Origin of the sequence: Pseudomonas sp. Seg1, assembly GCF_018326005.1 — a bacterium.
Lineage (GTDB): Bacteria > Pseudomonadota > Gammaproteobacteria > Pseudomonadales > Pseudomonadaceae > Aquipseudomonas.
In genome coordinates, this window is sequence record NZ_AP021903.1 from 3,120,203 (window position 1) to 3,146,834 (window position 26,632).

Genomic DNA, 26,632 nt, shown 5'->3' on the forward strand with positions numbered 1-26,632 from the left:
CCTTGAGAATTGCCGAGCTGCTAAACCCGATCACTGAAATTTCAGCGACCGCACCACAATAGAACCCGCCCCCTAGGCGCACAAGCCGGCGGATTCTGGCGTAGCTGTAGGCAATTACGCAAGGTCGTGTAGCCGGATTACATGTCTTGGTGTGTCATTTAAACGGAGGGTGTTTAAAGCCAAAGATCGCAGCCTTGCGAAACGACAAAACCCGCCATCCCGATTGAACGGGAGTGGCGGGTTTTTTCTCCCGAAGAGATGTGTTGCCAGTGAGTCAGTCATCGCGGGCAAGCCCGCTCCCACAGGTTCGGTGGTGTGGCGGAGACTTGTGAACATTCAGGAGCTGCCGAAGGCTGCGATCTTTTGATCTTTTTTCCGACACAACGCCTAATTCGTCAGCGAAACAACGATATCCAGCGCATTGATCGGCAGGTAAATCAGCGTGACAGTCGTGTAAGCCTTGCGTGATTTCGCCGCGAAGGCGCACAGCGGAAGAATGATCATCAACACATCCAGCACACCCCACAGTGCGATCGGCGAGGCTTGAAACAGGAAGACATTGACGATCAGCCCGAGAAGCAGATAAGTCGACAACGACAGCAAGGCGTAGCGGCCGTCCTGTTCGAAATAGACCCGCAAGCCGTTCTGTTCATCTTCGCTTCGACTCGGCAGCAACAACGCCGAAGAGACAAACAGCGACAGCGCCAGCAGCACCAGCAACAAAAACTCCGGGAAGGAAAATGTCGATTTGATCTGCGGCAGCGAGTTGACCGCCCACCAGAAATCCAGTTGCGTGGCGAACAGCGTGACGGCCCAGACCAGCGCCACCCAATCCGGCGCCGCCGCCCGGCGGATGCGGAATACCGTCAACGCGCCGAGCAGCAGCCGAGTGACCGACAGCCCCAGAATCATCGAAAGAACTGTCGCAACGATGGAGAAATTACTCATCAATGGCCGTGTCCCGTGTGCTGCCAATACCTGCGTTTCACGTTAGACGAGAAAACGGCCGTACTACCGACGAATCGCTACATAGGATTGCCCCAGATCACTGGCCCAGCCATCCAGCACCCCTTTGACGTCATCCGCCGTCAGCACTTGTTTGTCGTTTTCCAGCGCCACGCCGGTGCCCTTGCGCACGACCTCGGCAACCACTTCGCCGGTCGAGCCGTCCTCGAACGACACTTCGGTGGCGATTTCACTGTCCTGATCGCGGATGCCGGCAGCGGTGCTGACCCCGGCAGCCACTAAAGTGACCGGCAACCATTCATAAAAGCGCAACCCTTGAGTGCTCGCGGCGACCCGGGTAATGGCCGGCCTGACGATCAGCGTATCCGGGCCGGGCATGGACACCAGTTGCAGGACTTTGCCCAATTCCTGCCGGAGGGCGGCATCGTAATACTCGGTGACGCCGGAAATCGTGCTCAACGGAATACGCCCGGTCGGTTCTACGCCGGGATAAAACTGGCTCGGCGCCAGATAGGCTTTGGTATAGCGGCCCCTGGCCAATGCCGGGCTGACCCAACTCATTACGTCGTGACCCGACGGCGATTTGTGCTCTTTCAGAACGCTGTAATCATGCAGAAATCCCGTCGTTTCGACGCTATTGCTGCTGCAACCGGACAGACTCATTGACGCCGTACAGAGCAGCGTCATCAGGCAATGGCTTCTCATCAACGGGTTCCCTTGTGAGGTTGCGTCGTGATGCTGTCCGCGCACTCGATGTGCAACTGGCCGTGGCGCATGATCCATTCGATGAGGTCGGCGGCGGCGATGCTGTGGACGTACTCGACCCAGTGCGCACTGGTCGGGCTGAATTGCTCGAAGTAACGACGCAGGAAGATCCGGCTCTGATCGCCGGACACGCCCAGGCAGGATTCCTGGAACACAACCGGCGTGTCGGGGCCAAGTGCGGCGGTCCGCTGGCTGAGGATCAAGGGACGATTGCTGTGATGTCCCTCGGTGCAATGGCTGTTGTTCAATACCTTCATCATGCGAACCCCCTGGATTGGAATGGCAACAGAGTGCCCGAGGGGTTTTGCCGGACGATGTCCGGTTGATGTCTGTCATGCAGGAATGTTACTCGATTGAAATAAATGACCCGGGCGGCGAAATGGCTTTAGATAGCCTCTTTTGGTCCATGGATCCTGTAACCGTGAGCAGACTGCTGTTCGTCGACGACGACGTGGAAATCCTCTCCTTGCTGAAAAAGTTCTTCGTCCAGCACGCCTATGACGTCGACGTCGCCGTGGATGGCGAGGCGATGTGGGCGGCGATCGCGCGGCAGCGCCCGGACACGATCATTCTTGACCTGATGATGCCCGGCGAAAGCGGCTTGAGTCTGTGCCAGAAGGTGCGCGCGCAGCTGGGCATTCCGATCATCATGCTCACGGCCATGGCCGAGCTGAGTGACCGGATTGTCGGGCTGGAACTCGGTGCGGATGACTACCTGACCAAGCCGTTCGCCCCACAGGAGTTGCTCGCACGGGTGCGCGCCTTGCAGCGTCGCGCCGGTGAACAACGGAGCCCGGTTGAACCGTCGCGGCCGGTGATCGGCTTCGCCGGTTGGCATCTGGATATCACTTGCCGCGAGTTGCGCTCACCGGACAACGTGATGATTCCGCTGTCCGGAGGCGAGTTCGATTTGCTCGTGGTGTTCCTTGATCACCCGCAACGCATCCTTACCCGTGAACAGTTGATCGACCTGACCCACGGCCAGGGCCACGACGCTTTCGACCGCAGCATCGACGTGCAGGTCAGCCGCCTGCGGCGCAAGATCGAGCCGGACTGCAAACGCCCGGATCTGATCCGCACCGTGCGAAATGGCGGTTATATGTTCACTGCCAAGGTCAATCGCTCGTGATGCGCCGATTGCTGCGTGGCGACACACTGAGCCGGCGCATCGCCCTGACCATCATTGCGGCGATGTTTGCCTCGCTGGCGCTCAATGCACTGTTTTTTCAGGCGGCGGGGATCTGGGCGAGGCCACCGATCGAACGCACCGGCCTGCTGGAGCAGATTGCCGCGACATCGCGCGTGATCGAGGCTGCACCGGCCAACCTGCGCCCGCAACTGGCTGCCGCAGCGAGCAGCGCCATGCTGCAAGTGTCGTGGAAAGCGCAACGCGCTGAATTCGATCTGCCCAATGACGGCCTGCGCATTGAAGCGAGCAGGGTGCCGGTGCTGCAACAGTTGCTGGGTGCTGATCGAAAAATCGAAGCGTTCAACCCCGGCGACTGGCCGAACGACAATCCCCAGGCGCATTACGCTGCACTCGTGCAATTGGTCGATGGCAGCTGGTTGTCATTTATCCCGCCTGAACGCAGCTGGGGTTTGGAGCTGGGCACGCGGATCGCGATCATCATCACGTTGGGGTTGATTGCCACGTTGCTGGTGGCCTGGATCGCCACGCGCCAACTGGCCAATCCCTTGCAGCGTTTTGCCCGCGCAGCGCGGCGTTTCGGCACCGACTTGCGTGCACCGCCGATCAAACTGGAAGGCCCCGACGAGATACGTCAGGTGATTGTGGCTTTCAACACCATGCAGGCACAGATTCAGCATTTCATTGACGAGCGCACGCACATGCTCGCGTCGATTTCCCACGACTTGCGCGCACCGCTGACCCGCATGCGCCTGCGCAGCGAGTTCATCGAGGATCTTGAATACCAAAGCAAACAGATTCGCGATATCGAAGAGATGCAATCGATGATCAACGCCGCATTGGCGTTCTTTCGTGAAGACACTCAGCCCGAACAAACTACGGCGTTCGACCTCTCGGAACTGTTGCATACCATCGTCGATGACTATCGCGATCAGAACATTGCCGTCGACTACAACGGCCCGGCGCATCGGGTGTATGAAGGCCGGCCGCTGGCGCTCAAACGGGTGATCGTCAACCTGCTGGAAAACGCGTCGAAGTATGCGCAGCGCCCGCGTATCGAATTGAGCGGTAATGAGCGCTTGATCCGTATCGACGTCAGCGACGAGGGGCCGGGCATTCCTGAGGAGTCGCTGCAGCGTGTATTCGATCCGTTCTTTCGCCTCGAAGCCTCACGCAACCGCCACACCGGCGGCGTTGGCCTCGGGCTCTCGGCAGCGCGGGCCATCGTGCGCGAGCAGGGCGGCGAACTGACCTTGAGCAATCGCAGCGGCGGCGGGCTGTTGGCGCGGGTCGAGTTGCCGGTCCATTGACCACGTGCTCAAGGCGCGCAAGTCAGCGACACCCGCTCATAGTTGAGGGCCTTGTCGCGCTCAGGCAGTGAATAGCTGGCCTGACATTGCTTGCCCGCCCACTTGATCGTCAGCGTGGCACGCTGTTCCTGAACCAGTGCCAACGCCTTGCCGGAAGGATCGGCGATCGCAATCTGCTTGCCGGCCGCATCTTCGAGCACCGCGCCAAACGGCAAGCGGTTGTGCTGCGAATCAAACAACTCGAACTGCACTCGGCGACCGGTCTGCGACGGGTAGCGCACCAATACGGCGGCACCGCGTCGTGGCACGACTTGCTGGGTGGCGTTTTCAATTTCTACATCGGCACCCAGATCTCGAGTGTCGAGACTGATCCAGTTCACCCGATAGGGCTGGGTGTTGGGAATCACGGCGAAGCCATTGCGACCGGTTTCAGTGCCGCTGAAGCTGCTGATCTTGACCCCGCCCGGTACCCCCGGCACTTCGGCCAAGGCAAAGGTTTCACCCAAGGTTTGCCCCAGATTGATACCGCCCGCGTGCGCTACCACCGAACCGGCAAGGCTCAAGTTCTGCGACGTGTAGCCGCGCCCCTGGCTGTAACCGGCGTTGACGTCGACGAACGAGGTGCGCGAACTGATGCTCGCCGAGCCTGAATTGCCGCCGGTGCTGCTGTTGCCGGCCTGTACCGAATAATAGGTGTCGCTGTTTTCCGACAGATAGCCGTTCACGCCCAACTGCGTGCTGTCGCTGGATTTCTGTCGATTGGTCGAGACAAACGCCCTTGGCGCGCGCGGTTTGGAACCCAGCGGAAATGACAGCGAAAGGTTCATCTGCGTGTCGTTGTTCGCCGGGCCGGCATTGCCCACGTCCTGGGTATGCGTTACGCCAAGGTTGTAAGTGACGTCGCCCCAGTTGTTGCTGTAGCCGGCAGACAGGCTTTGCGAGCCGCCACGTCCCCAGTACCGCTGATCGGTTGCGTTGAGGTACAGGCTGCCGAATTGCTGGTTGCGCCCCAGACTCTGGCTGACGGTCAGGTCGGTGCGGGTCTTGGAGTTGCCACGGCGCTGCTCCCCGGTGCTTTGATCCTCGATGTGATCGGTCAGGGTGCGATAGCCCTCGGTGGAGTAACGATAGGCGGCGAGGGTGAAATTGGTGTCGGTGCCGGTGAAGGTTTTGGCATAGAGCATCCGCAGGCTATTCCCTTCGGTGGTCTGCCCGTGCGCCTGACTGGACGAGTGCGTCAGGTCGAACGACACCGCGCCAAACGCCGTGTTGCGGCCCATGCCCAGAGACATCGCCTTGAAGCTGTCTGTCGCCTGCACACCAAGAATCCCGGTCATGTTGCTGGTCATGCCATAAGCCAGCGTGCCGCTGACAAACTTCGGCTCGGCCAGACCCTCGGTGTTGCTTTTGTATTGCCCCGCCGAGAGGCTGTAGTTGACCTGGCCCTTGCGCACCATGATCGGCAGGCTGGAAAACGCCTGCTGGGTTTCATGCCGCGTGCCGTCGGCCTCGATGACGATCACCCGCAAGTCGCCGTTCGAGCCACTCGGATAAATGTCGCTGATCTCGAACGGGCCGGGTGGCACGTTGGTGCTGTAGAGGACGTAGTCGTTCTGGCGGATTTCCACGGTGGCGTTGCTTTGCGCCACGCCGCGGATGACCGGCGCGTAGCCGCGTTCGCTGTCGGCGCGCATGCCTTCGTCGGAACTCAACTTGAGCCCACGGTAACGCACGCTGTCGAAGAGCTGCGAGTCGGAGAAAATATCGCCGGCGCTGAATTGTCCCTTCAGCGCTGTGACATCGTGCTGCACATAGCTGCGGTTGCTGGTGAACGTGTTGCGCTCGCCGGTACGGCTGCTGAAGTTCGATTCGTTACGCAGCCGCCAGGCGCCGAGGTTGATGCCGTTACGCAAACCGAGGTTGTTGGAGATCGTCGTGGCGGAGTCGGTGCTGTTGCGGTTGCTGCTCAACTGGTAATTAATGAACGCCGCCGGGACGCCGGCATCCCACAGCGCAGGATCGACATAGCCACGCATGCCGCGCTGCATGGCGATTTGCGGCACGCTGATCAACAGTCGCAGGCGGGTAGCGTCGTAGCTGACGGTGGCCTGGTCAATCAGGGTTGGCAAGTCGTAGCACGTGTCGGGCGCCTCAGGCTTGAGCAGGCCTGCCGCTTCCAGCGTACTCATGTTGATGCCCAACTGCTGCAGCATGTCCAGGGTCAGGCACGCCTCGACCTTGCCGGTTTTCTCGGCGCGACGAAAATCGATATCGCGCCGCCCGACCAACACTTCGTTGCTGTAAACGTCGACTCGGTAATTGCCCGGCAAAACGCTGTTGGCCGAGAGCAACAGATTCAAATCCACCGACGACCCGACTCCCTGCAGAAACGAAGTGTTGAACTGGGCGAGTTGCTCTTGCTCCGGTGCAGCGACGGCATCACTGGCATTCGCCAAGTAAGGAAGACTCACTAACATGGCCAGATACAGCGCATTGAATCCCGAGAGTTTCGGGCAGGATTGTTCAGTCGGCGAATTGAAGTTGCTGCGCGGGAGTAAAGACATACCCAGCCCTATATTGCTACAGAGAACGAAGAGTTAATTCATTATTAGAATCAAGAGAGGGGCCGAACTTTCGGTGCAGGTGCTATTGCACTGCTTTTGCATTCACGGCGGCATTACCCGAGAAAGTTGCGCTGTAACGATCCTGTGCGCCGTAATCGTTAATGCTTGAAAAGTTGAGGTTGGAATAAGTCGAGTTGTTTGTTCCTTTTAGTGCGATGGTCTTGCTCTGGCCCGGAGCAATCATCATCGAATCGACTGGTTTTTCCGTTGTGGCACCCGATTGCACGGAGACTTCTGACAACGAAACATGAAAGAGACTTGGATTGGTGATTTTCAATGCGGCATGCCCACCTTGCTGGTCGATCTGCCATAACAGCTGAGTCGGTGCGAGGTAAGCCTGGCTGGCCAGTCCGGCAGGGCGGAAAAACACCTTGATGCGCTGGCGCACGGCCAGTTGCAGGGTGTTTTCCGTTTTGGCGGTCTGGGGGATTTCCTGAACGTTCAGCCAGACCACGGATTCCTTGTCAGACGGCATGCCAGTGCCTTCGTAAATCACCCGCAGCAATTGCTGTTCCTTGCCGAGAATCCTCGCCAGCGGCGGCGTGACGGCGAAAGGCACCGAAGCAATGCCGGGCTCATCGCTGTCGATCCATGACTGGATCAACAGGTCATCGCCATTGTTGCGGACCTTGATGCTGACTTCTTTGTGCTCGCCATCAAACACCAGACGGGTCGCGCTCAGCGAGATACCCGCGTGTGCCTGCGTCGCCAGCAGCGCGCAGTGCAAACCCAAGCACAGGGAAAGAATGTGTCGATTAAACATGGAAAACTGCCTGAAATTGAAAAAAGGCGGGACGATTGCGTCCCGCACAGTGTCAGCCCCGAGTGCGGTTTACTCGTATTGCAGAGTGAACGGCAGAGTCGCGTCACCACGACCGGCGACCGCAGTTTTCGGGTCGGCAGTGGTCACATAGGCGGCGGAGAATTTCAGGGTGGTGCTGCCGTCTTGCAGGGTATTTTGAATTTTGGCGGCGGCAGGCGAACTCAGGTCGATCTGATCGCCATTGGCGTCGAGCAGGGCGATACCGATGTTTTTCGCGGCGCCCACACCGTCGGTCAACTTCAGGACCTTGGTGCCAGTGACGATACCCGAACCAGCGCCTTTGGTCGGTTCGAAGATCATCGAAACTTTGGTACCGGCGTTGCAGTTGATCTTCATGTCGAAGTTCTCGGCACTCAGTTTGCCATTGCCCTTAGGCGCTGCAGCGGTACCCATGTCTTTGATTGACACTTCGCCCATCGGTACGGAAATGGTTTTATTCAGACCTGCATCTTCGATAGAGCAAGCATCGTTGTTGATGATGCCGGTGAAGTTAATGGTGCCGCTGCCCGCTTTAGTGGGTGTTACCGGTTCGTCTGCTGCAAACGATTGGCCCGCCACCGAAAGCATGGAAAGTGTCAGCAGTGTCAGCGAAAGCTTTTTCATGTCGATATCCATTAGATCGTGATTAAGTTGTGTTGGAAAACACGATCCAGAATATAGGTCTGAGTGCAGTGCTCAGACCATCAGACGATTCCTATAAGGTGGGGATGTTATTTGCACTTCGTCTGATAAGTGCATTCATTGAAAGACGTTATTCTCCAGGCAATATGTCAACAGATCCTGATCGCTGGACACTTCAAGTTTGCGCATCGCCGAAATCTTTTGCGTGCTGATGGTTTTCGCACTTCTGGACTGGCTGCGTGCAATCGTGGTGACGCTTTGCCCGGAGACAAACATGCGCAGAATTTCAAATTCCTTGGGCGACAGCCGCGACAGTCTTTCGTCCAGCGCCACGTTAGGCTCCAGGACGCTGACAGGCTCGGGTTTGGCACTTTTGAAGGTGCGGCCTTTGGCGATTGACGAGAGTGCCAGTTGAATATCGTCGTGCAACTGGTTTTTCTGAATCACCCCCACCACCCCCAGTTCATGCAGACGGGTCAGAATCAACGGGCTGGAGATCATGGTCAGCACCAGCACTTTCACCTGGGCAAAATGTCGGCCCAGGTACTCCACCAGTTTCAGGCCGTCACCGTAGGGCGAATCCGCCGGCATGTTGAAGTCGGTGATCACCAGATCAACCGACTGGGTGTGCAGCAACTCGATCAGCTCGTTCGAACAGACCGCTTCGCCCACCACACGAAAGCGCTCATCACGCTCTATCAGCTCACGTACGCCCAATAAAACGATGGGGTGATCATCGGCGATCACGACGTTGAGTATTGCCATGTTCGGCTATCCCTAGTGTGTTGTTGAATTCAATCGGGTTACGCCAGAGCATCGAGCATCGCGGTCAATCGCTCAAGCATAGCGCTGATCTCGCGGACCAGAGCGGGCGTGATGACGCGACCTTGCAGCTGGCTTTCCAGACGCACGCACGCTTCCGCCAGACCAGTGGCCTGCACCGCGCCAAGGGCCCCGGCCATGCTGTGCAGGTGTTGGGCCAGCGCGGGGGCGTCATTGCTCTGGAGCAGGGCGCTGACTTTCTCGATGTCTTGTTGCAGGGTACTGAAAAACAGCACGCGCATTTTCGGTGAAAGCTGTGGCTGATCCAGCGGTGGTGGGGTGTCTTGTGTGACAACCGCGTCATCGGCCAGCGCCGGCTCAACGAGTTGGCAATGCTTGAGCAACTGCGTTCGCAACGTGTGCAGGTTGAGCGGTTTCACCAGCCAGGCATTCATGCCCACCGCGGCGCAGCGCTCACCTTCATCGCGCAGGGCATTGGCCGTCACGCCAATGATCGGCAGATCCGCATCGTTGCTGCGCAACGCCTTGGCCAGTTCATAGCCATTCATGACCGGCATGTTGACGTCGGTCAGCACCAGATCAAACACCCCCGGCAGCCATTGATGCAGCGCCTGTTCACCATCGGCGGCGGCGACCACCGAGCAGCCCAGGGCTTCCAGCTGTTCTTTGATAATCGCTCGATTGATCGGGTTGTCTTCGGCAATCAGGATGTTCAGATCAAGGCGTCGCGCCGGCGCTTTGATCGCCGGGCGAGCTTGCGGGTCGGCGCCTTGTTGCGCGAAGTGGACAGCCCAGGCCACCGCGCGAATATCGTGGGCATCGACCGTCCAGCCTTCGCCCGTGTATTGCGGCGGATTGGCGCCGGCGGCCGTGGCGATGACGCGCAGACCTGGCCAGCCGGATGGCTCGGCGCACGGCAGTACGTCGAGCAACAGTGATGATGAGGCGGCCAGGTGTTTGGTCTCGGGGCCGATGATCTGAGTGTCCAGCCCCAGTCGCTCAAGCCAGCCGCAGAAATGTTGCGCCAACTCCGGCGCGTAAGCCTGAACGAACAAGGTTGGCATATGCGCGGTGAATACCGGGCAGTCATTCAGCGAACCCTCCACACGAGCGAGTTCCAGTTGCAACGAAAAGCTGCTGCCCAGACCGGGCTCGCTGACCACTTTCAGTTGCCCCTCCATCAACTCACACAACCACCAGCAAATCGCCAGCCCCAAACCTGCACCGGCTTCGCTGGACGCATCACGTACCTGATAAAACGGGTCGAACAGCTGAACTTGCTGGGCCTGGGAAATGCCGATCCCCGAGTCGCTGACCTGCCACAGCAGGCTGACATTTTCGGCGGATTCCTGCACAACTCTGGCGCGCAATACCACCCGGCCGTTATCAGTGAACTTGATCGCATTGCTCAGCAGGTTATTGAGGATCTGCCGGATGCGCAGGGGATCGCCGCGCACCCGGTCGGGGATCGCCGGGTCGATGCAGGCGTAAAGCTGCAAACCTTTGGCCTGAGCAAATGCACTGTAGGCCCGCAGCGAATCCTCGGTCAGTTCGAGCGGGCAGAAGTCCTGCGCTTCGATGGTCATTTGCCCGGACTCGATTTTCGACACATCCAGTACGTCGCTGATCAATTGGAACAACGTCGTGGATGAGCGCTGGATCGTCCGCAGATATTCTTGCTGCCGAGGGCCAAGTTCGGTCAGCCCCAGCAACTCCAGAGTGCCGAGAACGCCATACAGTGGTGTGCGGATTTCGTGGCTCATGGTCGCGAGAAAACGGGTTTTCGCTTCATTGGCCGAATCGGCTTCACGCAGGGCATTTTCCAGTGCGGCGGCGTCATCGATGTGCCGGGTCACGTCGTGAAATGCGCAGATCCACACATGTTCTCCGTGGTAGCGCGCAGGCACGAACCCGACGTGATAATGCCGTCCTGCCACTTCCAGATCGGTCTGGCCCGCAGCGTTCAGCGCGTGTTCGCGGATTAGCGCCGCGATCAGTTGATCACTTTGTTGCCATTCCTGAATGCAGCGGTTTTCCAAGAGAATCCGGTGGTCACTGCGGCGTACGACACACAGGCCTGTTGGGGCGGTGTCGATGATCGCGCGGCTGAAGGCTTCGCTTTCAGCGATGCTTTCATGGGCCTGATGTGCAGGAATCACCACGCGGATTTTGTACCAGCGATTGAACGCCCAGCCACCGCCGATACTGGTCAGCATCAACGTCAACAAGCCAAGCAGCGGCCACCAGGCATAGTCGATGAATCGCTTGAAACCGACCACATAGACGGCCGTCCACGGTTGTGGCCCGGCACTGGAAATCTTGAACACCAGACCGTCCAGACGAACATTCAGCCCGTCCTTTAAATCCTGACTGGCATGCTCTGCACCGATCACCAAAGTGCCGTTGGGAGCGGTGAGGTTGAAGCTGTCGTAGATCGACCACTTCATGATTCGTTCGATGTTGTTGATCTGCGCCAGATTCAACAACGACGCCACAACCACCCATGAACTGGCGCCCTCGATATTCAGTTGCGCGGCGGGCATGTTGACATTGACGTAGGCCAGCAGCGCAGGCGGGCCTTTGCTATCCGATCGGGCGTCGTAGCGGACCCAGTGAACTTCACTGTCCAGCGGCTTGGGGTTGGCATCATGCAGCTGTTGCACCACTTGCTTCATGACGTCAACGAAAGATCCGCCCTGAAGCTGCCCGGCAGTGCGCAACTGCCCGGCAGCGGGGACGGCGATGTCGAAATTATCGGGCACGTTGAACAGGAATACCTGCGGTGATTGATAGTGCGAGGCCGACCAGAAAGCACTGTAGTAACTGGCCAGATGGGCACCCAGGGCAAAGACTCGTGCGCGCTCACTGGTTTCAATCGCTGCCGGATTGATTTTCACGCTGTACGGCAGGGAAGAGGAGAGCTCCTGCGCCTTATAGATCCCGACTCCCTCATAGGGCAATGGCGTCTGCTTGAAGATTTGCACGTGTGTATTCAACGGCAGGCCTTTGTCGGCTTGCTGAACAATGGCGCTGAGGAACACTTCCTGTTCGCCGATGTTCTCCATCAGCCGGGCGAAATGAAACCGCACCGTGTCGCGCTGTTCCTCGACCATCCGATAAAGCCCCCAGCCACTGAGGCCCACCAACAGCGAGGCGAGGCCGCAGAGCACCACCAGACCAGTGTTCATTCGCAATGAGCTATTGGTCAGTTTTTCCAGATGGACAGTCGGGTGGGTCATTGCGCAAGCCTGTTGAAAATGCCGGGATAAGCGTAGGTCACCGCTACCTCTGTAGAAAACATCGGGTCAATCCATCAACGCGGGACCGTCCTGCGTCAGCAGTTGCTGAAAATCCTGTGACGACACGGCGTGGGAAATGATGAAACCCTGAACCTGAGTGCAGTTGATTTTACGCAACACCGCCAGTTCTTGCGCCGTCTCGACGCCTTCGGCCACGACCGTCAAACCCAGTTGTCGGCCGAGGGCGACAATACTTGTCAGGGCCTGCGCCAACTCTTCATTGTCATTGCAGCCCTGGACCAGGGCCCGGTCGATTTTCAACTCGGTAAACGGCGTCGAGACCAGGTTCATATAAGAACTGTAACCCTGACCGAAATCATCCTGCGACAGGCCAAAGCCCTTCATGCGCAATCGGCATGCACCGGCGTAGAAGTTACTGATGTCCTCGGGCATCGAGCATTCCATCAATTCGAAACAGATCATCGCTGGAACCCCCTGGCGCTGAAGCACAAAGGCAAGAATCCGGTCAGCCAGATCGGGGCTGTTGAGCAGATGCGTCGGCAGGTTGATCGACACCGGGATCGCGTAACCTTGCACCTGCCATTGTTCCTGCGCCTTGATTGCTTGTCCCAGAATCAGCCACAGCAAACGCTCTTCCAGATTGAAGGCTTTGAAGGCCGGTAGAAATACCCCCGGCAGCAAAAGCCCTTGCTCAGGGTGAAGCCAGCGCACCAGTGCTTCGGCGGCGACGATGCGGCCGTTGGCCAGTGATTTCTTTGGTTGGAACCAGGCCTGCAATTCACCGTTATCCAGCGCATCGAGAATGGCCAGATGATCAATCTGCGGGCCGGGCAGGGGCAGGGTGGCCTGACGCAAGTTGCCCAATTGGTCGGTGAGATTGCGCAGGGCTGCGGTCTTGACCGGTTTGGAAATCAGGCCGATGACTTTCACGCCCAGATTGCGCGCGGCGAGGCTGGCACTGGTCAGCATGCGGCGCGAGGCGGCGCTCATGATCGCCAGCGCGGGGCGCGAACCCGAGGCGGCAAGCCCCTGGATGAACTGCACGCCGTCCATGCCGGGCATCAACAAATCGGTCAACACCAGATCGAAGTCGTGGCGTTTCAGGCAGTCCAGCGCGGCGCTGCCTTCTTCGGCAAATTGCAGATGAAACTGGCCGATCTCGCTGAACAGGTTTTGCAGGTACAGTTGCTGGAACGGATGGTCTTCAACGACCAGGATACTAATCGGTTTCATGGAATGTTCTTTCGTAGGACGCCAACTGGTTATGCAGGGCCTGTAGCGTGAAAGGTTTGATCAGGCAGTCGTTCATCCCGGCCGCCAGACACAGCGCTTCTTCGCCGCGCATGGCATTGGCGGTCGCGCCGATAATCGGTACCGTGCAACCGAGGCGGCGCAGCTCGCGGGCCAGTTCATAGCCGTTCTTCTGCGGCATGTTGACGTCGCTCAGGATCACGTCGAAATGCCCCTTGCGCCACAGCGCCAGGGCTTCCTCACCGTTGCTCGCCAGCTCGGCGGTACAACCCAGCTCCTGCAACTGGTCATGCAGGATCAACTGGTTGATGACGTTGTCTTCGGCGACCAGTACATGCAGATGCAGGGTTTTCAGTTGCCGCTGTGGCGCATCGATTGTGGGTTTTCTCGCCGACAATCCTTGAGCGTGGCTGACCGCTTGATGAATGGCGTGCAGGTGATTGATGTTCACCACCCAGCCGTCGTCGCTCCATTGCGGTTCGTTGTAGCCATCGCCCGTGGCGATCACTCGCGAGCCGGTCCACTCGGCGTCCAGACGCTGTTCGAATGAGCCGGGATGCAGCTCCAGCAGCACATGGTCAGCGTTGCAGGCGCCCCGCGAAGGCCGATCGAGTTGTGGCCGTGCGCCCCAGCGGCGCAACCAGCCATTCATCGCTTCGGCCAGTTCGCGGATGGGCGACACCACGTAGACCGTCGCCGGCAACAGCGGCGTAAAGCTGCTCGGCAACCTCGGCGTTGAGGGCTGCTCGAGCGACAGGGTCAGAGAAAAGCTGCTGCCCAGGCCCGGCTCGCTGACCACGCGAATATGGCCGTTCATCAAGTGGGTCAGGCGTTGACAGATCGGCAACCCCAACCCGGTGCCGGCGATCACGTTGGTGTGGCCCCGGGACTGATAGAACGGTTCGAAAATCCGCGCCTGATCTTCCTGGGTGATGCCTTTGCCCGTGTCCGACACTTGCCAGAACAGGTTCACCCGCTCAGCGTCACGCCCAAGCAGCTTCACCCGCAGCACGATGCGCCCGGTATCGGTGAATTTGACGGCATTGTTCAGCAGGTTGTAGAGGATCTGACGAATTCTCGACACATCGCCAATCACCCGTTCCGGCAGCTTCGGATCAATCACTGCGTACAGATCAAGGCCCTTGCCATGCGCCGCCGCCGCGTAGCCTTGAATCACTTCGTGGATCAGCTCGTGGACGCAGAATTCGCTGAGTTCAAGTGCCAGTTGCCCGGCTTCGATCTTGGACACGTCGAGTACATCGCAGATCAACTGCAGCAGCGTCGCCGACGAGCCTTCGATGGTGTGCAGATAGTCGGTTTGCTGCGCGTCCAGTTCTGTTCGCGCCAACAACTCCAGGGTGCCCAATACGCCATACAACGGCGTGCGGATCTCGTGGCTCATGGTTGCCAGAAACAGGGTTTTCGCTTCATTGGCGGCATCGGCCAATTGCCGCGCCTGTTCCAGCGCCTCTTCAATTTGCGTGCGCGTGCTGATATCGCTGAAGGCACAGAGCAACACGTCCTCGCCCTTGTAGCGAGTCGGTGCGCAGCTGAGATAGAGATGGCGGCCGTCGGCGGTTTCGAAGTAGTCAGTGACTTGCGGGTCCAGCGCATCGAACGCCTGATAGATCCAGCGATGGCTGAGCCTTTCCCTTTCGCCGCTCTGGCCCAGCCATTGTTGTGACAGGGTATTTTCCAGTACCACCTGACCATTGGTGCGGCGCAACACGCACAGGGCCACGGGTGCGGTTTGAATCACGTCACTGCTGAACAGTTCACTCTCCACCAGCGCCTGAATACGGCTGATGGTCGGCGCGATAAAGCGGTATTCGAGGCGGCGGATCAGGATCCACACGAGGCTGATACTGAACAGGCAGAACAGCAGCGCGCCGGCGAGGCGCGGCCACAGGGCGACGACGACATCCCGCAGGTTGATCGAATAAACCAGTTGCCAGTCCGAGGACTTCAGTTGTTTGCGCATCACCAGATGATCCGGCAACCAGCCTTCGCCAACGAAACCGAAGAAGTTCTGCCGCTGGATCTGCAGCAGGTTCTGGCTGAGTTGTGCAGGCTGGCTGTTGCTGAACACCAGCATGCCGTCGGAGTTGAACATCATGAACTGCCCGGCACTTTGATCATCCAGTACATGGGAGACTTCGCGGCCGTCCATTTCCAGGCCGAGCCAACCGGAGTCGACGTCGCGCTCATCCAGGCGAATGAACATATACAGCCGGGAATGACTGGCCGACTGATTGGTCAACCAGAGTTCTTCCAGCGCAGCTGTGTTGTCGCGTTTGAGCGCCTGCAACCGATCAAGCATCGCCGGGGGGAAGTCGGCGACTATCGGCGTCGCCGTGTAAAGCCTTTTGACGCGCACGTCGTTGCCACTGCTGACGTAGAGCAGATTGACCTGTTTGCTCACCAGATACTGCTTGATGCGCTCCGTCAGCCAGATGCTCCACTGTTTGCCTCGCGTGTTGCCCAGCAGCAGGTGAACTTCCTCGGGTGAGACCTGCGGTTTGACCCCTTGAGGCTTGCGGATGGCCGAAAGACTGAGGCTTTCCAGCAAGGCCTCGCGGGTGGTGAAAAAGGTGTGCGCCTCGGCAATGGCGCTGCTCATGTGGCTGCGTCGGCGCGACACTTCGGTATTGAAGGTCAGCAAGAGAAAGCTGTACACGCCGCTGAGGATGCCAATCAGCAAAACCAGGCCAAAAATCCGCAGCAACCGCCGGGCGGCGTTGGGCGTAGAGAGCAGGGGATTGATCTGGTGAAGGTAGTTCTTCAGTTTCATCCGGCCACCCTAGCGGGGCGTCGCCGGAGGCCACATCAGACGATTCCTAAAGTGTGCCGTTCTATAAATACGACATGACGAAATTGATACTGGTGTTGGCGCTGCCGGCGCGAAACTCCGCGCCCGGGATTCGGGTGTATGCCGCAAAGAAATTCGCCTCGGCGGTTTCCGCGCCGCTGGTGAAGCGGCCAAGCTGGTAGGTTTCATCCATCAGGATATTGCCCATCAAGCCGTTGGTGATTCTCAGGCCAATACCTCTGGCGGTGGAGTATTGGTCAAGCTCCACGGTGCCGGTGTCTTTGTCGACGATGGGGGTGGTGGCGTTGAGTCTAATCTGAATTTTATTGATGCTCTTGTCGCAGCCGACGACAGGAATCTTGAAGGCGACCGGTGGTGTGGTATCACCGACGTTTTCCAGTTGGTGCAGTTGGTAGTCATAGCCCATCGCGACGTTCACGTCGTTCACCGTGCAGGACGCGGCGACGACATTGATCGGATTGAGCAAATTGAAGGAGGCGATGACATAGCCACTGCTGGTGACCCAGGTGCCGAGCAAGCCAGCGGGAATGGTGGTGCCCGGTTCGATGGTGCGGTTTTTGATCAGAAACAAGCGGTACGGCCCGTCCTTTATCAGCATGCCGGTCTTTGCGATGAAGCTCGGCTGCGGATCCAGTTTGGAGAAGAACGCGCTAAAGCCTTCTATTCTCAGCCTCAGGTCCAGTCCGGTATTTCTCAAAGTGAATACTGTGCCCGTGGCGGGCTGAGAGCCCAATGCGGGATTCAACTGGAAACCGGAATTTTCCTCAGGGATACACACCGGTCGGATATGCTTGTTCAACCCCGAAGTGGTCACATCAAGGACGGTCAGACTGCTGCTATCGGCGGGAATATTCAGGGTTGATGGCGCACTGAAATTTATGACGCGAGGCTTGCCGTCGCCGGCCTGCCCATTGTCATCGATATAGCAGTTGGCGACCGCCCCGGCAGAGTGGAAGAGCAGTAATGTTGTGATGATTCGGTAGGTTCTGTTCACGGTGAAATCCAGTCTTCGGGTTTTCTGGCAATGAGTAGGGCGTTTTGGCGTCATCGCTCCCTTACTCATAAGTAATCGTCTGATAGTGATAGGCGCGTTATTCAGAGGCCGTCAGAAGATTCCTAGAGTTTCTTGCTGCAGATTCGGCCTGTGAGTGATCTTGTAATACTTTGAAACATTTGTGCGCGGCGGGCGGTCAACAGGTCACATTCCTGATAAGAAGCGTCCATGAAAATCCCACGGCCCTCCGCACGCCTTGAACCGCTGTCGCAACTGCGCAATCTGAAAATGGCCCGCTCGGCGCACGCTTATGTACGTGGCAGCACCGTGCAGTTTTACGAGTGGCTGCACAGCCAGCCGGGGCGCAGCCTGCCAAAAGGTCCGGCGGTGTGGATCTGTGGCGATTGCCATGCCGGCAATCTGGGGCCGACAGGGGATCTGAAGGGGAAAATCGACATTCATATCCGCGACCTCGATCAGACCGTCATCGGCAATCCCGCGCATGATCTGGTGCGTTTGGCCCTGTCGCTCGCCACAGCCGCCCGCGGCTCGGATTTGCCCGGCGTGGCGACCGCACGAATGCTTGAAGAGATGATGCGCGGCTACGAGCAGGCCTTTGAAGGCGATCTGGATGAAGAGCCGCCGCGCCCGACTCAGATCAAGGCCGGGATGCGCAGTGCGGTGCAGCGCACCTGGAAGCATCTGGCTGCGGAACGGATCGAGAACAGCAAACCGACCATCCCGCTGGGCAAGCAATTCTGGACACTGTCCCGGCCTGAGCGTGCGGCGCTGAAGGCGCTGTGTGCCACACCGGAAATCCACACGCTGGTGACTTCACTGAAGGGCCGGTCGAAGGACGACCGGGTAAAAATGCTCGACTCGGCGTATTGGGTCAAAGGTTGCAGCTCGCTGGGATTGCAGCGTTATGCGGTGTTGCTCGGTGTGGGCGAGGGTGACGATCAGGAGTATTGCCTGCTGGATGTCAAAGAGGCCGTCGGTGCCGCCGCTCCACGTGCAGCCCGCGTCACCATGCCCAGGGACAACGGCAAACGCGTGGTCGAAGGTGCGCGTTCGTTATCACCGGGGCTCGGCAATCGGATGCTCGCGACACGCATGCTCGATCACGGATTTTTCGTCCGCGAGTTGCTGCCGCAGGACATGAAGCTTGAACTGGATCAGTTGAGCCAACGCGATGCGATGCTCGCGGCCGGTTATCTGGCGCGGGTCGTGGGGCTGGCCCATGCACGGCAGATGGACTTGGCGACGAGGGCCTCATGGATAGGCGAATTGCAAGCTTGCCGCTCGAAAACCCTGGACGCGCCGTCGTGGCTTTGGACGAGTGTGGTGCAGTTGGTCGGCAATCATGAGCGCGGGTATCTGGAGCATTGTCGCCGGTATGCGTTGGCGCACTGATTACTGGGCCAGTCGCTCTAATGTGATGCCCGGGGCAGGCACCGCAGTGGATTTGACCTGGTTGCGGTAACTCTGCGCACTGATGCCGAAATGCTTTTGAAACGCTCGGCGCATGCGCTCTTCGCGACCAAAGCCCACGGTTTCGGCAATCCTCTTGATCGGTTCATCGGTGGTTTTCAGCAGCCGGCTCGCCGCCTCCATGCGCAAGTTCTCTACCGCTTGAGCAGGCGTTTCCCCGGTGGCGGCGACGTAAGCGCGGGCAAAGTGGCGCGGGCTCATGCCGAACTGCTCGGCGAGCCGATCGACCCGCAGATCACCGTTCAGATTTCCAGCAATCCACCCGTGCAGACGGGCCAGACGCACATCCTGATCGGTGCGCAAGGCCTTCGATTGCGCATTGAGCGAGGCGCTGAGCTGCGGCTGTTCGGCGCTGCGCCAGAGGAACACGGTGAAGTAGCGAGCCAGCGCCAATGCGGCGTGGGCGCCGAGATCCTGTTCGACCAGCCCGAGCGCCAGATCGATACCCGCCGTGGCACCGCCGCACGTCCAGAGATTGCCGTCGTGCAGGTACAGCGCTTCGGTCTGACAGTGCAGCGCCGGGTAGCGCGCCTGTAATTCATCGGCGAATTTCCAGTGCGTCACCACTTTGCGCCCATCGAGCAGGCCCGCAGCGGCGAGGGCAAAAGTGCCGGTGCCAATCGAGCAGAGACGGCGGATTTGCGGGGCGCGGCTGCGTAGCCAGTCGCAGGCATGTTGGTCGGCCTCGAGGGCGGCCATGCCCGGTCCACCGGCGACGATCAGCGTATCGATCACTGGCGCTATCTGATCGACCTGCTCCAGCGAACAGGTGGTGACGGTGATGCCCGAGACCGACATCACCTGACCACCCTGCGGCGAGGCCACCAGCAACCGATACGGCGGATTCGTTGCAAAGTCGCCGGCCAACACGCGCGGTAACGCGGCAAACACCTCAAGCGGCCCGGCCGCATTCAGCAGCAACAGATCGTCGAACGCCAACACTACCACCGTGCGCGCAGGCAACGGCGGCGTGTCAGAGATGGCAGCAAAGGAGGGGTGTTTGGCATGGAGCGGCACGGCGGGCCTCGACATACTGAAATCAATGCATAAATGAGGGCACGACAATGCCGCTAAAACTTCCTGCTGCCAAGCACCCACTGCTGACGCGGTTCAAAGCGTTGCTGTGCTGCGCCGCGTTGGTACTGGCGCATCCGGTGTCGGCTGCCAGCGAACCATTGAAAATGGGCGACCAGAGCGGTCTGATTCAGGCGTTGCTGCATGCGGCGGGTGAGGACAAGGATTTGGCGTATCCGCTGTCGTGGCATCCCTTTCTGGCCGGAACGACGATGCTGGAAGCGCTGAGTGCCGGAGCGATCGACGCCGGTGTGGTCGGCAATGCGCCGCCGGTGTTCGCCCAAGCGGGCGGTTTCGATGTGCGCATCATCGGCGTGGCCAGTGGTGCGCAAAACAACAACGCGCTGCTGGTTCCGCAGGATTCTCAAGTTCATAGCGTGGCCGATCTCAAAGGCCTGCGCATCGCCGTGGCCAAAGGCAGCAGTGGCCATTATTTATTGCTGGCGGCGCTGCATCAGGCAGGCCTGACCCCGCGTGATGTGAACATCGCCTACGTCAGCCCGGTGGATGCGCAAAATGCGTTCGCCAGCGGCAAACTCGACGCTTGGGCGGTGTGGTATCCCTTTGTCGGCCAGGCCACTTCGCGTGGTGCGCGGATTCTGGTCGATGGCAGTGGCTGGCCGGAAACCGGTCTGAATTTCACCGTCGCCAGCAAGCGCGCACTGGCAGATCCTGAACGAGCAGGGCAGGTCGGCGATCTGTTGGCTCGACTGGCCCGCGCCCAAGCCTGGGCCACCGCGCATCCTGAGGCCTGGGCCAAGGTGTTCGCCCAGACCACCCGCCTGCCTGTCGAACTGGTGCAGGAGATGCTCGCGCATCAAGACCTTCGCTACGTGCCGATTCAGCCGACAGTGATCAACTCGCAACAACGACTGGCGGACATGTTTGCTGCCGAGCGCCTGATTCCAAAACCCCTGCAAGTCGAGCAGATCTTCGACGACCGTTTCAACGCCTTGCTGCCAACACCGCAATAACCCCACGACTTCACCTTGCCGCTTGACTGTCGGCCGGGATTCACACGCCTGGAGAAAAACCATGCCCAACCTCGAACGCACCACGCTCAAACGCCAGAAAACCGGTCTGATCGCTGTCGATCATGCCCGCAGCGCTGGTGGCTACACGCTGTTCGCCCCGCAAACGGCGGACGGCAACGTGTTTTTGATCGACCTTGACGGCGAGATCGTCCATCGCTGGAAACTGCCGCAACGCCCCGGCCGCGACGCGGTGATCCTGCGCAACGGCAACCTCGGTTACAACGGCAACCATCCTGATTCACCGGACCTGTTCCCGGGCTGGTCGGTATGGCATGGCGGCGCGTTCAGCGAAGTTACGCCTGAAGGCGAGGTGGTCTGGGAACACACCGATCTGCTCCATCACCACGACGCGCAATGGCTGGACAACGGCAACCTGCTGTACACCACCGCTGAGCCGTTGAGTGCCGAATTGGCCCGTCGTGTAGTCGGCGGCATTCCCGGCAGCGAGGCGCCGGGCGGGGTGATTTATGCCGACGTGGTCAAGGAAGTCGATCGCCAGGGCAACGTGGTCTGGGAATGGCGCAGCTGGGAGCATCTGCGCCCTGAAGACTATCCGCTGCACGAGTGCTTCGAGCGCCACCACTGGCCGATGACCAATGCGGTGACGCCGGGCCGCGACGGCAAGGTGATCCTGAGTCTGCGCAGCGTTTCTTCGGTGATCGCCGTGCAACGTGGCAGCGGTGAAGTGCTGTGGCGTCTGGGCCACGATCTGGTCGCGCAGCAGCATTGCCCGAGTGAGCTGGACAACGGCAACGTGCTGGTTTTCGACAACGGCATCTTTCGCCCGCACATCAGCATGCCGCACTCGCGCATCGTCGAAATCAACCCGACGACGCAACGCATCGAATGGCAGTACGCCGACACGCCGGGTTATGCCTTTTACACCCCGTTCATGGGTGGCGCGCAGCGGTTGCAAAACGGCAACACGCTGATCACTGAAGCCAACTTCGGCCGTTTATTCGAAGTGACACACCAAGGCGAAGTGGTCTGGGAATACGTCAATCCGTTCTTCGCCAGCTACCCCGATGCGCCTTCGCGCAATTACTTGCCGGGCGAAAACAACGCGATCTTCCGCGCGCATCGCTACCAGCGCGAAGACCTGCCATGGCTGCGTGACTGATCACGCGCCGACTTCCACCGCAACGATTCCGCTCACGCAAGCCACGCGCAGCGAAGTATCGACTCCTTTCAAAGAGCGGCGTGAAGCCGCTCCAGGAACCACCGATGACTCTTCTTTATTCGCGCAATTTTTCAGTGGGCGCACTGGGCTTGTGTTCGCTGATGCCCATGTTGCCCGCAGCGGCCAATAATCTGCCGAGCAATTCCGATGTCCTGCAACCGGTGACGGTCGAGGCCCGCCGTCGCAGCGAAGATGCCCAGCAAGTACCCACGGCCATGAGCGTGCTCGGCGCGCAAACCCTTGAAGAACAACGCTTGTATCGCCTGCAGGATTTGCAGCAGGCGATGCCCAGCGTCAACGTCGCATTCATGCATGCACGGCAATCGAGCCTGTCGATTCGCGGTCTGGGCAATAACCCGGCCAGTGACGGACTGGAGGGCAGCGCCGGGATCTATCTGGATAACGTCTACCTCGGTCGCCCCGGCATGGCTGTGTTCGATCTGCTGGATGTCGAGCAGATCGAGTTGCTGCGCGGCCCGCAAGGCACGCTGTTCGGCAAGAACACCACTGCTGGCGTGTTGAACATCACCACTCGGCGACCTTCGTTTACCCCTCAGGGCAGTCTCTCCACTTCGGTGGGTGAGGATGGCTACACGCAAACCCAGGCGAGTTTTTCCGGCCCGCTCAACGACACGCTGGCCGGACGCATTGCCGCCTATCGAACCCGTGAAAATGGCTACGTGGAAAACGACTTCGACGGCCACACGCTGGGTGGTGGCGTGCGGCAGGGCGCACGCGGGCAACTGCTGTTCCAGCCCAACGAGGATTTCAACCTGCGCTGGCTGGCCGACTATCACGAAGAAGACTCGAGCGCCGGCACTCGCTCACTGTTCAGCACCGGGCCGACGATCAATGGCGTCAACCGTTACGAGCAGCGCGCAGCGGCGGTGGGCGCGACGCTGGCGAAGGGGCGCCATGTCAATCTGGACGCCGACCAGAGCGTCAAAGTGTTTCAGGGCGGCACGTCGCTGGAAGCCAATTGGAATTTGCCCGGTGACTACACGCTGACCTCGATCAGCGCCTACCGTTGGTGGGATTTCACCCCGCGTAACGACGATGAGCTGAACGTCGATGTCATGCACAACGTCGGGCAGTCGGCGCGGGACAAGCAGTACTCTCAGGAGATTCGCCTGGCTTCGCCGATCGGTGAGCGTTTCGATTACGTCCTGGGCGGGTATTACTTCCGTCAGGAAATGCGCAATACCGTGTTCACCGACTACGGCCCGTTGGCCGATACCTGGAATGGCACGCCGCAAGGTGCGCTGAACAACGTCACCAGCGTCGGCCACGGTGAAGTCGATACCGACAGTTTCGCCACATTCGCCCAAGGCACCTGGCACCTGACCCCGCGACTGGATTTCAGCCTGGGCCTGCGCGGCACCTATGAACGCAAACTCGCCGAGGTGACGCGCAATGCACCGGTCGGTGGTGCGGCGGGCAGCGGTGCCGCAGCGGCGGCGAGGGCGGGGCGGATCGGTGCTTACGACTCCGGTGATTTGAGCCTGTACAGCTTCAGCCCTTCGGCGCTGGCCAGCCTGGCCTGGCATGTCAACGATCAGGTGCTGGCGTATGCCTCGCTGTCCCACGGCGAAAAGTCCGGCGGGGTTAATCTCAGCGTGGCCAGTGCGCCGGTCGCGGGTGCCGATTCCTTGTTGATTGGCAGCGAACGGGCCAACGACATGGAACTGGGGATCAAGACCACGCTGCTCGACCAGCGCCTGGTGCTCAATGCCAACCTGTTCTGGACCGAAGTACATGGTTACCAGACCAACGCCTACGATGACGTCAACCTTACCAGCTATCTGACCAACGCCGGTTCGGTGCGCAGTCGCGGGCTGGAAGTGGATAGCAGTTGGCGTCCGCTGCGAGGGTTGACTCTGAACCTCAACGGCTCGTGGAACGACGTGCGTTATCTGTCTTACGAGGATGCACCTTGCCCGGCCGAAGTAGCGTTGCGTCCGGGTGCGCCGGCATCTTGCGACCTCAGTGGTCATGCGGTGGTGGGCGCGTCGAAATGGATCTTCAACAGCAGCGCCAGTTACCAGTGGAATCTGGACGATGGCCTGCAACCCTACGTCAACGGCAACTACGCGTGGCGCTCGCACGCGGTCGGCACCGTGGATGATTCCCGTGAGGCGCAGTTACCGGGTTACGGCCTGGTGAACCTTTCCACCGGTGTGCGCGGCGACTGGGGCCGGGGGCAGTGGGACGTGTCGTTGTGGCTGAAAAACGCCTTCGACAAAACCTACTACACCACCCTCTGGAATTCACCGAACGGCGCCTACACCGGCGTACTCGGCACGCCGCGAACGTTGGGCATGACGGCGCGATACGACTTCTGATTGTCGTTCGCCCTGATCGGCGAAAACACCCGAGCACGTCATTCGATGCTGCGCTGTGGCGGGGCATCGAATGACGTGCCCGGGTGGTCTTGCCGGGCAGAAAGTCCGCCAGGGTCGAAGTGCAGGTGCGTAACTTCCGTCAGTAACTAAGCAATAGCCTGTCGGATCTTTCACTTTCCGTAGAACTTAGTCGTGACATATTTTGTTTGCTGTTTCAGAAGCGTCCTACAACTTGCCTAAAAAACGTTGGTGTAGGATGTTCGGCAAATAAAAGGGAGTGGTACGTATGGCTAATCACGGTTATATGAAGATCACAGGCAAGGCTCAAGGATTGATTTCATCGGGTTGTTCAACCCAGGACTCCATTGGCAACAAGTGTCAGACTGCACATAAAGACGAAATCATGGTGCTGTCTTACAGCCACAACATGGCCAATATCGGAAACGCTAACAAGCCGACGCACAATCCCGTCATCATCACAAAAAACGTTGATAAGTCATCGCCTTTACTGGCTCAAGCGCTTTCAAGCAGAGAAGAAATAAACTGCATTATCAACTTCTACCGAATATCGCCGTTTGGCCTGCAGGAAAAGTTTTACACGGTAGAAATCAGGGGCGGCATGGTCACGGACCTGACACTCGATATGCCCCATGTGGTTTTACAGAATGACGTCGAACCGCAAGAGCACGTTGCTATTCGATATCAAGACATCATATGGACTCATCACCTGGCAGGAACCAGTGGTTACAGTTCATGGTGGGAATAACCCATGAGCCCACTGAAGAGTAGCTGCAAGCCAGGGAGTTGCGATTATTGGATGGTCAGTAATGCTGCTGCCAATCTGGCTAATCAAGCTTGTACGTTAAGTGCGCGTCACATTAAGGATGGCACGTTGCGCATCCAGTTCAATCGCGAGGTTTCTTATTACGCCAGAGGCATTGTCAATGACGTTGCGCAGGGAAAAAGAAGTCCTGAGCAGGGCCTCAAAGCCATAAAAGACGAGCAGAACAGCCTGTTAAGCCAGTCGGTGGAGATTGCTAGAAAAGGCGTCGGTGCAATTGCAGGTGCACTTCAATTCGTAGCAGGTGCGGGGATTTGCTACGGCTCGGCCGGTGCATTGTGCCTTTTTGTCGGCGCGCCTTTGATGGCTCACGGGGCCAATAATACTTATGAGAATGGGCGGAACTTGTGGGAGGGGCGGTCGGATATACAGGGGCCCGTTAGAAAAGGTTATCAAGAGACCGCTAAATTGATTGGGGGCGGAGCATTTGAAGGGAATATGGCTTATGGGGCCGTTGACTTGGGGCTTTCGGTATATGGCCTCGACAGGCTGGTATTGAAGCCGGATGCGTGGCGGTTGTTTAGGTATGTGCATTCTGATTATGTTCGCGGTTATGAGAATGTGAGCAAAAAGGTATTGGCGACTGAAGTTATTTCGGACGGCATAACGATAAGATCCGTGCATTTAGATGTCCGGGAGCGCGATGAGTAACGCACTACTTCTAGCGGTGTTGTATTTTCTGGTTTCGCTGATTGTCTTTGTGATTTTTTTTAAAATCTCTAGAAATATTTCGGGAGTAAATTTTAGTGCTGGATGGTTTTGGTTTTTTCTTATATGGGTCATGCTTTGGGGGATGATCCAGTTAGATGTGGCTCGGAATGGTTATATTCTGTTCGTTCCAGCCTCCAAAAATATTATTGAGGATAACTACGTAATTCGATGGGTCGCATTTATAAGCTCTATCCTCCAGGTCTTTTGTCTTCCAAGCAAGGAAAAGCCCGGGGGCGGGCGTCCCCGAAAGTAGATTCACATTTACGGCAATATTGGACACCCTGCATCACAAGGTCAAAAACAATGATAATTGATCGATTAATATTAGTGCTGTATTTACTTGTGTCTATAGCAGGCTTCTGGTGTTTGCGCACTATCTCGATAAGGATTTCAGGGCGCAACCTTACGGTTGGAAGGTTTTGGGTGTTTTTTGCATTGCTCATGCTTTGGGTGATAAACCAAATGAGCGTGGCTCACAATGGTTATTTATTTTTATATAGGCCGTCCAAAGAGATTTTCGAAAATGATTATATAATTCGGTGGGTCGCATTTGTAAGTGCCATTGTTCAAGCCTTTTTTCTTCCA

The 26,632-nt window shown here is 58.5% G+C and carries 20 protein-coding genes; 8 read left to right on the forward strand and 12 right to left on the reverse strand.

The window, feature by feature from the left end:
- Positions 1–387 precede the first annotated feature (387 nt).
- From KI231_RS13800 to KI231_RS13810, 3 genes are all read right to left on the reverse strand, one after another.
- Complete coding sequence (locus tag KI231_RS13800; RefSeq protein ID WP_103301913.1) at positions 388–948, reverse strand: hypothetical protein; 561 nt, start codon at positions 946–948, stop codon at positions 388–390.
- A 63-nt stretch (positions 949–1,011) separates the two neighbouring features.
- Positions 1,012–1,671, reverse strand: a complete 660-nt coding sequence (locus KI231_RS13805) for a DUF3313 domain-containing protein (protein ID WP_177431337.1) — start codon at positions 1,669–1,671, stop codon at positions 1,012–1,014.
- Complete coding sequence (locus KI231_RS13810; RefSeq protein ID WP_213028786.1) at positions 1,671–1,988, reverse strand: hypothetical protein; 318 nt, start codon at positions 1,986–1,988, stop codon at positions 1,671–1,673. Before KI231_RS13810 ends, KI231_RS13805 begins: the two co-directional genes overlap by 1 nt.
- A gap of 164 nt (positions 1,989–2,152) precedes the next feature.
- Here KI231_RS13810 and KI231_RS13815 point away from each other — a divergent pair, with 164 nt between their 5' ends.
- Both KI231_RS13815 and KI231_RS13820 read left to right on the forward strand, forming a co-directional pair.
- On the forward strand, positions 2,153–2,860 hold the full coding sequence (locus KI231_RS13815; protein ID WP_502937314.1) for a response regulator: 708 nt from the start codon (positions 2,153–2,155) through the stop codon (positions 2,858–2,860).
- A complete protein-coding gene (locus KI231_RS13820; RefSeq protein WP_213028600.1) occupies positions 2,857–4,188 on the forward strand; it encodes an ATP-binding protein in 1,332 nt (443 codons plus the stop codon). Before KI231_RS13815 ends, KI231_RS13820 begins: the two co-directional genes overlap by 4 nt.
- A gap of 8 nt (positions 4,189–4,196) precedes the next feature.
- On the opposite strand, the gene KI231_RS13825 is transcribed toward KI231_RS13820, so the two are convergent.
- The 8 genes from KI231_RS13825 to KI231_RS13860 form a co-directional block, all read right to left on the reverse strand.
- Complete coding sequence (locus KI231_RS13825; protein WP_249412155.1) at positions 4,197–6,665, reverse strand: fimbria/pilus outer membrane usher protein; 2,469 nt, start codon at positions 6,663–6,665, stop codon at positions 4,197–4,199.
- Positions 6,666–6,834: 169 nt separating this feature from the next.
- Positions 6,835–7,575 carry a fimbrial biogenesis chaperone gene (locus KI231_RS13830; RefSeq protein ID WP_213028602.1) on the reverse strand — a complete coding sequence of 247 codons (741 nt, stop codon included), beginning with the start codon at positions 7,573–7,575 and terminating at the stop codon, positions 6,835–6,837.
- 69 nt (positions 7,576–7,644) lie between these two features.
- Positions 7,645–8,238, reverse strand: coding sequence for a fimbrial protein (locus tag KI231_RS13835; protein WP_103301917.1), 594 nt, complete (start codon positions 8,236–8,238; stop codon positions 7,645–7,647).
- A 135-nt stretch (positions 8,239–8,373) separates the two neighbouring features.
- Complete coding sequence (locus tag KI231_RS13840) at positions 8,374–9,021, reverse strand: response regulator (protein ID WP_103301918.1); 648 nt, start codon at positions 9,019–9,021, stop codon at positions 8,374–8,376.
- Between the two features lie 38 nt (positions 9,022–9,059).
- Positions 9,060–12,278, reverse strand: a complete 3,219-nt coding sequence (locus KI231_RS13845; protein WP_213028603.1) for a hybrid sensor histidine kinase/response regulator — start codon at positions 12,276–12,278, stop codon at positions 9,060–9,062.
- Between the two features lie 66 nt (positions 12,279–12,344).
- Positions 12,345–13,532 (reverse strand): response regulator cyclic di-GMP phosphodiesterase PvrR, encoded by a 1,188-nt coding sequence (gene pvrR / locus KI231_RS13850; RefSeq protein WP_213028604.1) that lies wholly within the window; start codon positions 13,530–13,532, stop codon positions 12,345–12,347.
- The gene (locus KI231_RS13855; RefSeq protein ID WP_213028605.1) at positions 13,519–16,341 is read right to left on the reverse strand and encodes an ATP-binding protein; all 2,823 of its coding nucleotides are present in this window, start codon (positions 16,339–16,341) and stop codon (positions 13,519–13,521) included. Before KI231_RS13855 ends, pvrR begins: the two co-directional genes overlap by 14 nt.
- Before the next feature lie 61 nt (positions 16,342–16,402).
- Complete coding sequence (locus KI231_RS13860; RefSeq protein ID WP_213028606.1) at positions 16,403–17,374, reverse strand: fimbrial protein; 972 nt, start codon at positions 17,372–17,374, stop codon at positions 16,403–16,405.
- A 228-nt stretch (positions 17,375–17,602) separates the two neighbouring features.
- Here KI231_RS13860 and KI231_RS13865 point away from each other — a divergent pair, with 228 nt between their 5' ends.
- On the forward strand, positions 17,603–18,787 hold the full coding sequence (locus KI231_RS13865) for a DUF2252 family protein (RefSeq protein ID WP_213028607.1): 1,185 nt from the start codon (positions 17,603–17,605) through the stop codon (positions 18,785–18,787).
- Here the strand turns inward: KI231_RS13865 and KI231_RS13870 are convergent, their stop codons facing one another.
- Positions 18,788–19,897, reverse strand: a complete 1,110-nt coding sequence (locus KI231_RS13870; protein WP_213028608.1) for a GlxA family transcriptional regulator — start codon at positions 19,895–19,897, stop codon at positions 18,788–18,790. It lies immediately after the preceding gene.
- A 32-nt stretch (positions 19,898–19,929) separates the two neighbouring features.
- On the opposite strand from KI231_RS13870, the gene KI231_RS13875 reads away from it, so the two are divergent.
- From KI231_RS13875 to KI231_RS13895, 5 genes are all read left to right on the forward strand, one after another.
- A complete protein-coding gene (locus KI231_RS13875; protein ID WP_213028609.1) occupies positions 19,930–20,913 on the forward strand; it encodes an ABC transporter substrate-binding protein in 984 nt (327 codons plus the stop codon).
- 61 nt (positions 20,914–20,974) lie between these two features.
- Positions 20,975–22,093, forward strand: coding sequence for an aryl-sulfate sulfotransferase (locus KI231_RS13880; protein ID WP_213028610.1), 1,119 nt, complete (start codon positions 20,975–20,977; stop codon positions 22,091–22,093).
- Between the two features lie 104 nt (positions 22,094–22,197).
- A complete protein-coding gene (locus KI231_RS13885; protein WP_213028611.1) occupies positions 22,198–24,495 on the forward strand; it encodes a TonB-dependent receptor in 2,298 nt (765 codons plus the stop codon).
- A gap of 286 nt (positions 24,496–24,781) precedes the next feature.
- Entirely contained in the window at positions 24,782–25,261 is a 480-nt protein-coding gene (locus tag KI231_RS13890; protein WP_213028612.1) for an Hcp family type VI secretion system effector, read from the forward strand.
- 3 nt (positions 25,262–25,264) lie between these two features.
- Entirely contained in the window at positions 25,265–25,987 is a 723-nt protein-coding gene (locus KI231_RS13895; RefSeq protein ID WP_249412127.1) for a DUF4225 domain-containing protein, read from the forward strand.
- Positions 25,988–26,632 lie beyond the last annotated feature (645 nt).